The organism is Ercella succinigenes (genome assembly GCF_900002895.1).
Genome location: NZ_CDHP01000037.1, coordinates 64,737 through 74,116 on the forward strand (window position 1 = coordinate 64,737; position 9,380 = coordinate 74,116).

General features: G+C 37.3%; 8 protein-coding genes. 6 read left to right on the forward strand and 2 right to left on the reverse strand.

All coding sequences use genetic code 11. From position 1 onward, the window contains the following. Position 1 precedes the first annotated feature (1 nt). The 5 genes from AC0KSB_RS08530 to AC0KSB_RS08550 all read left to right on the forward strand — a co-directional run bounded on the left by AC0KSB_RS08530 (position 2) and on the right by AC0KSB_RS08550 (position 4,606). Complete coding sequence (locus tag AC0KSB_RS08530; protein ID WP_472308263.1) at positions 2 to 832, forward strand: beta/alpha barrel domain-containing protein; 831 nt, start codon at positions 2 to 4, stop codon at positions 830 to 832. Next, entirely contained in the window at positions 810 to 1,670 is an 861-nt protein-coding gene (modA, locus tag AC0KSB_RS08535; RefSeq protein WP_472308265.1) for a molybdate ABC transporter substrate-binding protein, read from the forward strand. Before AC0KSB_RS08530 ends, modA begins: the two co-directional genes overlap by 23 nt. 19 nt (positions 1,671 to 1,689) lie before the next feature. Then, on the forward strand, positions 1,690 to 2,388 hold the full coding sequence (gene modB, locus AC0KSB_RS08540) for a molybdate ABC transporter permease subunit (RefSeq protein ID WP_472308267.1): 699 nt from the start codon (positions 1,690 to 1,692) through the stop codon (positions 2,386 to 2,388). Continuing rightward, the gene (locus AC0KSB_RS08545) at positions 2,385 to 3,566 is read left to right on the forward strand and encodes a sulfate/molybdate ABC transporter ATP-binding protein (RefSeq protein WP_472308269.1); all 1,182 of its coding nucleotides are present in this window, start codon (positions 2,385 to 2,387) and stop codon (positions 3,564 to 3,566) included. The genes modB and AC0KSB_RS08545 overlap by 4 nt, the downstream gene beginning before the upstream one ends. Positions 3,567 to 3,712: 146 nt before the next feature. Continuing rightward, entirely contained in the window at positions 3,713 to 4,606 is an 894-nt protein-coding gene (locus AC0KSB_RS08550) for a hypothetical protein (RefSeq protein ID WP_472308271.1), read from the forward strand. Here the strand turns inward: AC0KSB_RS08550 and AC0KSB_RS08555 are convergent. Next, a complete protein-coding gene (locus AC0KSB_RS08555; protein ID WP_472308273.1) occupies positions 4,592 to 5,683 on the reverse strand; it encodes a radical SAM protein in 1,092 nt (363 codons plus the stop codon). The genes AC0KSB_RS08550 and AC0KSB_RS08555 overlap by 15 nt on opposite strands. A 208-nt stretch (positions 5,684 to 5,891) precedes the next feature. On the opposite strand from AC0KSB_RS08555, the gene AC0KSB_RS08560 reads away from it, so the two are divergent. Next, complete coding sequence (locus AC0KSB_RS08560; RefSeq protein WP_472308275.1) at positions 5,892 to 7,109, forward strand: YibE/F family protein; 1,218 nt, start codon at positions 5,892 to 5,894, stop codon at positions 7,107 to 7,109. On the opposite strand, the gene AC0KSB_RS08565 is transcribed toward AC0KSB_RS08560, so the two are convergent. Continuing rightward, on the reverse strand, positions 7,095 to 9,197 hold the full coding sequence (locus AC0KSB_RS08565) for an ABC transporter ATP-binding protein/permease (protein WP_472308277.1): 2,103 nt from the start codon (positions 9,195 to 9,197) through the stop codon (positions 7,095 to 7,097). The genes AC0KSB_RS08560 and AC0KSB_RS08565 overlap by 15 nt on opposite strands. Positions 9,198 to 9,380: the final 183 nt, after the last annotated feature.

Genomic DNA, 9,380 nt, shown 5'->3' on the forward strand with positions numbered 1-9,380 from the left:
TGTGAACAAAACAATTAAAAAAATTGTTGATACAACTTTAAGAGATGGTGAACAAAGCGCCGGACTGGCTTTTCGTGTAGAAGATAAAGTTATGATTGCGAGTTGGCTTGATGCAATGAAAATTGATCAGATTGAGGCCGGTATACCTGCTCTTGGCAACTCTGAAATTGAAGCAGTAACCGGAATAGTTGAAAATAAAAGACATTCAGTAATTTCTACGTGGAACAGGCTAAATATCAAAGACATTGAAGCATCTGCCCAGTGTAGACCTGACATTATACATATAAGTGCGCCTGTGTCTTATGCACAGCTATATGTAAAACTTCGAAAAAATAAGAACTGGCTGACAAATCAGATACAAGCTTGTGTTGCAAAAGCACAGGATTTAGGATTCGAGGTGACGGTGGGATTTGAAGATGCCTCAAGAGCGGATATCTGCTTTATGGTAACGCTGGCAGATATGTTAAAAAAAATGCAGGTTCAGACAATACGTATTGCGGATACAGTAGGTGTAATGCATCCAACAAAGACAGAGGACATGATATCAATGCTTATTAAGGAAACAGGTATAGATATTGAATTTCATTCCCATAATGATCTTGGGATGGCAGTTGCTAACTCCGTTGCTGCCTGTAAAGCCGGAGCGATAGCTGCGGATTGTACAATAAGTGGTATTGGTGAGCGGGCAGGTAATTGCAATCTTCGCCATTTCCTGATAGCCGCTGCCAGCCACTATGAGCTGGCTATTTCCCCAGAACAGGCAAAATGGCTGGAGGATAATATTACAGTTTTTATGCCTGAAGTCGATTATGAATCAAATTTACAAAGCTGATTTTACCGTTGATCAAGGAGCTGATATAAAAATGAAGAAAATAATCTCTACAGCAGGAGGGACAGTCCTGGTATCAGTAGCTATAATGATGTTTTTGGCGTTAGCTTTAATTGCTTCCGGTTGTGCTGCTTCAGCAGCAGGAGCTCAATACACGCTGACGATATCTGCTGCTGCCAGTTTGCAAAATCCTCTTTCTGAGATTGGAAAACTTTATGGTGATTATGATTCAAATGTCGTTATAGTCTTTAATTTTGGAGGGTCAGGTTCACTTCAGCAACAAATAGAGCAAGGTGCTCCGACCGATTTGTTCATTTCAGCCGGTGCTGTGCAGATGAACACTCTGGAGAAAAATGATTTGATTATCGCAGAATCAAGAATTGATCTCTTATATAACAGTCTGGTTTTGGCAAGCTCGATAAATTCAGAAATTATTTTCGATTCGTTTGAAGAACTAAATTTTGCAGATTTTGATTATTTGGCTATTGGCAATCCGAAAATAGTTCCTGCCGGGTTTTATGCCAGACAGGCTCTAAACAGTTATGAGCTGATGGACTTACTTGAAAACAAATTGATATTTGCAAAAGATGTTCGCGAAGTTGCTGCCTGGCTGGAAAATGGCAATGCTGATCTTGGGATTCTTTTCGCCACAGATGTTTATGAACGCAGTGACTTGGAAATTATAGCTGAAATTCCTGCCGAGAAACACGACAGGATAGTGTATCCAGCCGCTGTTATCTCTTCAACAGATTATGTGCAGCAATCTCAGCAATTTCTTGATTTTTTGAAATCAGATATTGGCAAAGAAGTATTCATGAGGTATGGTTTTGAAATGAATTAGCAGAAGGGTGGCGAGTGAAATGCAACATGCTATATTTGAAACCGTTTTGCTAGCGGGCATTTATGACTGGTCGCCATTAAGACTTTCTTTGAAAATAGCTTTTTTTGCGGTGCCAATAGTTTTCTTTGCAGGCACTTTGCTTGGCAGGTTTGCAGCGGGTATAAAAACCCGTTTCATTAATATTATCGACATTTTACTTACGCTTCCTTTGATATTACCGCCTACCGTTACCGGTTTTGTGTTGCTTTGGATTTTCGGGACAAAGTCTTTTATCGGAAGATCTTTGCAGCAGATGGGTTTGAATATGATTTTTACTTGGCAGGCAGCGGTTTTAGCAGCAACAATAGCAGCAATACCCCTGATGTATAGATCTGCCAAAGCTGCTTTTGAACAAATAGATGGTAATTTAATAGCCGCAGCCAGAACACTTGGCATGTCTGAGCTAAAAATATTGCTGGTAATACAGGTGCCATTGGCAAAACCTGGACTTAAAAGTGGTCTTATACTAGCCTTTGCCAGAGGTCTGGGAGAATTCGGGGCAACTGTGATGATATCTGGCAGTATACCTGGGAGAACAAGAACCTTGCCTATTGCTGTTTATGATGCTGTACAACAGGGAGATTGGCATCAGGCAATGATTTGGTCGGCTATGCTTTTCCTGTTATCAATTTCGCTGATACTTATAAGCAACAGAAAAACAGCGGAGGTAAAAATATGAGTCTGAAACTCCAAATTACTAAAAAATTATCTGAGTTCAGTATAGATATAGATGTAAACATAACAGGAAAAAGAATAGGGTTGGTTGGAGCAAGTGGCAGTGGCAAAAGCTTTACTCTGCGTTGCATATGTGGTTTGGAAAAGCCTGATGAAGGGAAAATATCATATTATGAGACCGTATTTTTTGACAGCATGATTAAAACAAATATTTCGGCTGCCAAGCGAAAAATCGGTCTTGTATTGCAAAACTATGCTCTTTTCCCTCATATGTCGGTCGAAGCAAATCTGACCGCTGGATTAGTAAATATTACGGCGAAACAGAGAAAGTACCTTGTGAGGAAAAGAGCCAATGAATATGGAATAGGTAATTTTCTTAAAAAGCTTCCCGGACAACTTTCCGGAGGGCAACAGCAAAGAATTGCTTTGTTAAGAGCTTTGCTTCCAGAACCGGATATGCTGCTTCTTGATGAGCCTCTTTCAGCTCTTGATCCCCACACACGGAGAAATATGCTCAGACAGCTTGATGATGATCTGTCTGATTATACAGGAATAGTTATTATGGTTTCGCATGATCTGGATGAAATATATTCTTTTTGTGACCAGATTATTATTATTGATCAGGGCAGAATAATTGAAGCAGGAAATTGCGAACAAGTAATAAAAACTCCCCATAACCACATCTCAGCAGAACTATGCGGAATAGAAAACATTTCGCCACTTGCAAAAATTGAAGAAGGATATTTGTTGGCAAACAAATGGAACATTGTTTTTGAATCAAGCAAAATAACTGATCCTGATAGTAGTTCTTTTGTTGGTATCAAAGCAAAAAATATTGAAGTTCTGGAAACAACTCATTGTATTTCGGATATTAACAATGATGAATATTATGAAGAAAGTAATAAGAGAGAAATTCAGAATGACAGAAAAGATATTAACTGTGGCTGGTTTCTCTGTAAGAAAGTCTTTGATATCAGAGAATACACACGCCTGATATGTGTGCCGATAGATAAAAATTCTGGTGAAAATATAGTCAGTATGGAAACAATGCCAAAAGAACTGATCGTCGATGTAGGTAATCATAAAGATTCTTTAGAAACTGTGACATCTGGTAAAAAAATAGAACCGGGTTATTATCTTAAGCTGTTTTTTCGACATGAACATATTCTGGCTTTGGTTTAATTAAATTTCCTCAATTTTTTTATTATATATGTCGTCACAACTGCTGTTCCGATTATCGTTAAGAAGGTGCTATAATTATTTAAAATGCACAACTTATAGACAATGGTAAAGCGAAATATTTTCAGAAGAAAAAGGGGGACATTTCTATGTATGCTAAAGATCAGCAGAACTCCGATGATACTTCTAAAACCGCTGTTCAGAAAACAACTCAACAAAACGAGGCTGGCAAAGAGCAGGCAAAGTCTAGTCAAGAATCAAGCTTTATTCTAAAAATACTTGCTCTATTAGCTTTTATCGGCATGGTTACTGTTAATGCACTGGCTAGTATATTGCCGATAAATGGATTGGATACCGGTGCTGTTTCTGACTCATATCCTAATCTCTTCGCGCCTGCAGGATTAACTTTTGCGATTTGGGGACTTATTTACCTGCTTTTACTTGTATTCACACTTTTTCAACTTTTGCCGGCAAAAGAAGAGGAAGCACAAATACGTCTGAAAAAGGTGCAGATATTATTTGTTATCTCCTCATTGGCTAATATGGCCTGGATATTCGCCTGGCATTACAGGCAAATAGGTATTTCTGTTCTGCTCATGCTGGTTTTATTGATTTGTCTGATTCTGATAGATCGCAATCTATCAAGAAAAAAACTTACTTTTAAAGAACGACTCTACTTAAAACTTCCCTTTAGTATATATTTTGGCTGGATCTCAGTTGCTACAGTGGCTAATATCACAACATGGCTTGTAAGTACAGGTTGGAACCGTTTTGGCCTATCAGAAAGCCTTTGGATGGTGATGGTGACAATTATCGCTACGCTTATTGCTCTTGCAGTTGTTTCGAGCCGCATGAACTGGGCATATGGAGCTGTTTTCGTCTGGGCATATGCAGGCATACTCATAAAACATCTTGCCCCTGATGCTTTTGCTGCACAGTATACGGCAGTGATTGTTACTGTAAGTATCTGTCTTGGTTTAATTGCAGCGTCTTCGTTATTAGCCTTTTTCGGAAGAAGTTTTAAAATATCAAAAAAGTCCTAGTACATTTTCTACTTCTTCTTTATGCTCAAACAAAGTACAGCCGCCTTTATGAGGCTGTGTTGCAGCTGTGCTAATTTTACGTATTTTAGCAAAAAAATCAGATGCTAAAACATCAGAGAGTGATTGTTCTTTTAAGTTCATTTTTGAATACGGCGAAAAAGGACAAGGCTCTGCACCACCATTGGCATTAATGTGAAAAAAGCCTCGTCCGGCAGCAAGACATCCACCCATTGCCTGTTCATCTCCCGGGAAAGATAAAATGATCATGCCTTTATTATTTTTATCACTGCAGAGCAGATCAACCTCTGCCTGCAGTTCTTTTAATTCGTCTTCAGATAGAATCAAATTTTCAGTACCTGTCTCCGCCGGAACATATTCGATATAAAACAATATGCCACAGCCTTGATTTCTGATTTTTCTTACGAAATCCCCATCAGTTACAGCTGACATGTTTTCGCTGGTAACTGTGATGGATATGCCAAAAAGAATGCCTCGTTGTTTCAACGTGCTCAAGCAGTTCTCCACTTTTTCTGATACTCCTTCACCTCTTCTGGCGTCGGTAATATTGGCATCTCCTTCGATACTTATTACAGGGATAATATTCCGGTTTTGGTCAAAAAAATCCAGATAATCATTATTTATCATGGTACCATTGGTGAAAACCGGAAATATGAGATTGCCTATGTTCGCGGCATTTTCGATAATATCACGACGAATTAAAGGCTCGCCTCCTGCCAGCAAAACAAAAGACACTCCTAAATCAGAGGCCTGAGTGAAAATTCGCTGCCAATCCTCAGTTTTCAATTCTTCCTGTGGCATATCATCACAACAAGCACCGTTTGCCCGCGAATAACAACCAGCGCAATGCAAATTACAGCTTGAAGTGATACTTGCGATCAAAAAAGGTGGAACATGTAATCCTTCTTTTTCAAGCTCCTCCCTTTTTTTGCTGCTTTTACGGAGTGCTGCCATCATTTTGAGCATAAAAGCCTGGCCTTTTAGATTACCCAGATAGAATCTTTTGGCTGTATCAGCTATGTTTATTATCCCTTTATTCATTAGATTATTTATGTTCATTAGATTTCAGATACCCCTTTTTAAAATTTGCTTACTTAAAAACAGTCATTGAGAAATTTGTTGTAACATGATTATAATATGAAAAGCATGAAATATCGTATTTAATTGGTAAATTTGTAAGCATGGTACGGTAATATCTGGAAGTTTTTAGAATGAGCAATCAAAATTTCCACTGAGTAAAGTTTACGGGAAATGTTTGGGAGAAAAAATGAAGAAAAATGTAGATCAATCACCAGTTGAAGAATTGAAGCAAATGTCTGAACGCAAGTCTTTTTCGATCAGACCAGGTTTTGTGTTTATACTGACTATTATATTTTCGATTTTGTTCATTGCGGCTGGCTGGTATTTTAATCAGGTGGCACCTTTTCATAGTGACCAAATCAATTCTTACCGGGCAAATGTAAACTTGATTACGCATTTTGAAGAGGATGAATTTGAATTAGGTGAAAATCAGATTATTAAGAACAAAGAAATACATTTTCTTGCGGAGATAAAAAGTGGAGATCTAAAAGGAGAGCTTGTTTCTGCTACCCAGTATATTGATGGCATGTCTGCCGTAAATCCGGTTGAAGTAAGTTCCGGATCAAGGGTTTTACTGACTCCTGTTTCCGATATGTTTGAAAGTGATGCGGAATTTGTTTTTGTAGAATACGATAGAAGCCGTACCCTGATAATGCTGCTTGCCCTGTTTTTTATTGCATTGATAATTTTTGGCAGAATGAAGGGCTTTCGTACTATTTTGTCGCTTGTAATAACATTTATGGCTCTTTTCTTTGTCTTTATTCCTGCTATTTTAAACGAACGGAATATATATCTGACAACGCTGGTAACATGTTCCTTTATCGTACTTGTAACATTGCTTATTATTAATGGCGCCAATATAAAATCATTTTGCGCCATGATTGGAAATATTGGAGGGCTGCTTATTGCCGGCCTCCTTGCTTTGATCGTAAATCGAGCAGCAATTATAACCGGCATGATTGGCGAAGAAACTGTATATCTGCTATATGTAGAGAATGCACCAAAGCTTGACCTTGCAGCTATTGTCTGGAGCGGCATGGTAATAGGAGCTTTGGGTGCAGTTATGGATGTTGCAATGAGTGTTGCCTCTTCTATGCATGAGATATCCGGACATATGGAAAGAAAAGATAATATAAGTCTTTTGCGTGCAGGATTAAGAGTAGGGTCGGACGTTCTGGGAACGATGACAAACACCTTAATACTAGCTTATATCGGCAGTTCGCTGACCCTTGTACTCGTTCTGGTTGTCTATCAGCCCTCTTTGATGCTGATGTTAAATTCAGAAATGATCGCAGTAGAAATAATTCAATCTCTTATCGGCAGTCTGGGTATTCTTGCAGCCATTCCTATTACTTCTTTTGTAGCAGCCAAAATGTATTCCTCAAAATTATCAATTTCTCATTAATCTATCAGGATTAAAGCGGTTGGTTTTTTTGATAACCACTACTGTCGGCAAAGATATCGCCAGAATTGATAGAGCTAGCAGAATCAGTATTCCAGACCAATTGAAATCGACAATTATGAATCCGAAATATGCTGTCAAAAATATTTTTACTACTAATGAAAACAAAGTTGCTATTGCAGTTACAATTAAAGCATCAAGCATAGATTCCATATAGATTATTCCAGCTGTTTCAATTTTTCTAAAACCATTTGCTCGCATCATGGCTATTTCATATTTGCGATTATCGGTCTGATTTGAATAGACAACAAATAGTAAACACATAATGATAACAAGAATTATGATGGAAATAACAACTATAAAAGTTCTGGCCTGATCTACCATATCAGCCATAGCTTGACTGTCTTGCAACGGTACGATGACAGAGTAATTAGGATTTAAGGACAATAGCTTTGATTGAACGGATTCAAGAAAAGAAATATCAGATATTTTTAGAATTGCAGCGCTTGATTGCCAAGGAGCGAATGTATTGTCAACTTCATGTTCGCTTGTGTAATTCTTGCTGGCTTCATTAGCAGCATTTTCCATATGACTATATTCTAAAAAAATTAAATTTTGATTGCCATATACGCTATATCTATTAACAATTGAAAGATCCAAGACCCCTTTTACTGGAAATGTAAAAGTTTTCTGTTCGCTAATATCTAAATCACAGTCGTATTCTTTATTTTCATAAGTAACGTAGCTTAAAAAAACGGAAAAAGGAACACATGCATCAAATCTCAATACCACATTATTTAATTTTTTTATGCCCAGGGTATCTGCTAAAGCTTGCGATATATATATGCCCTCGGAGATATCAGCGGTAAGCAAAGTTTTTTTATCATAATTTTGCCAGTCCCAATATGGAAGAACGGTATATTGACTTGAATTATTTTCTTCAACAATATATTCGCCAATCTTGACTTCGTTCTCCAGCACCTCTATTTTGCCAGACGAAATTGATTCCGATATTCCATGCCCTGAGGATCTGAATTCATAAATTGGAAATGTGTCCTCTACCCCTTGTATTTGTGAAAAAACCGAAAAATCTTCTGATTTAAATGATAAGTACTCATCTAAATTATATTTGGTGGAGATTTGCGGGAAGGTATTATTTATAACAATGACTTCATTATCAGCAATATCATTCATTAGAGCTGTCTGCTCTTTTACAAATCCGGCACCAAATGTAGAGGATAAGAGAGTGGAAGCGATTGCAAAACCGAGTAAAAACAAACTTATTCTTTTACGCGTTCGATCTTTCCTGCTACGTTTGAACACATATAGTAATTGAGCTTTAAAAATGCTGGCTTTTTTTATTGCATTATGTCCGGGATCGTTCTTTTGTTCTGATGAGCTGTTTTTTTCTGTGAAAGATACAGGTTCTGGATTTGGATTATCGTTTGATATCAGTTTTATAGAACGGTTTTCTATTTTATAGACAATATTGCTTTGCGCCGATATGTGACTTGAATGAGTAGCTATAACGACTTTACAATTGTTTTTTGCAACAAATTTTTGGAAAATAGCCATAACTTTATCTGAATTCGGCCTATCAAGTGAGGAAGTTGGTTCGTCTGCTATTATAAGCTCGGGCTTTTTAGCAAGGGCGCAGGCTATCGCTATTCTTTGCCGTTCTCCAACAGACAATTTCTCAGGATAACTATCCTGAGAAATATCAACTCCCACGGATTCAAGCAGTATCTTGATGCCATGATGATCAATGGATTCTCCAGCAATTGCCGCATTTACTTTAAGATTGTCTGCGACTGTTAATTGGTTATTTAAATTATTATCCTGAAAAACATATCCGATTTTAGTTTTTCTATACAAACTGCAAATTTTATCATTATTTAAATCAATATCTAAATTGTCAAATATATAGGAGCACTTTTGAGAGGATATCATTCCCAGCATATATAAAATGCTTGTTTTACCTGATCCGCTTTCTCCAATGATGGAAGTGATTTTGTTATCTTGTATAGATATGTGTCCATCAGTGAGAATTTCTTTTTGAAAATTAATATTGATATTTCTTAGCTTGATCATAGAAGGTATCACCTTTCAAATTATAGTAAAACAAGCATCAGTTAAAAAGCAGTTTCGAGGTAAAATGTTCTCATCGCACTTGCGCAGCAAAGCCAAATGATGAAAATAAAATTACTATAACTGAAATTAAAGATATAAATAAAATCAACTTTTTCGCCTTGCTCTTATTTTATGGTGCATTAA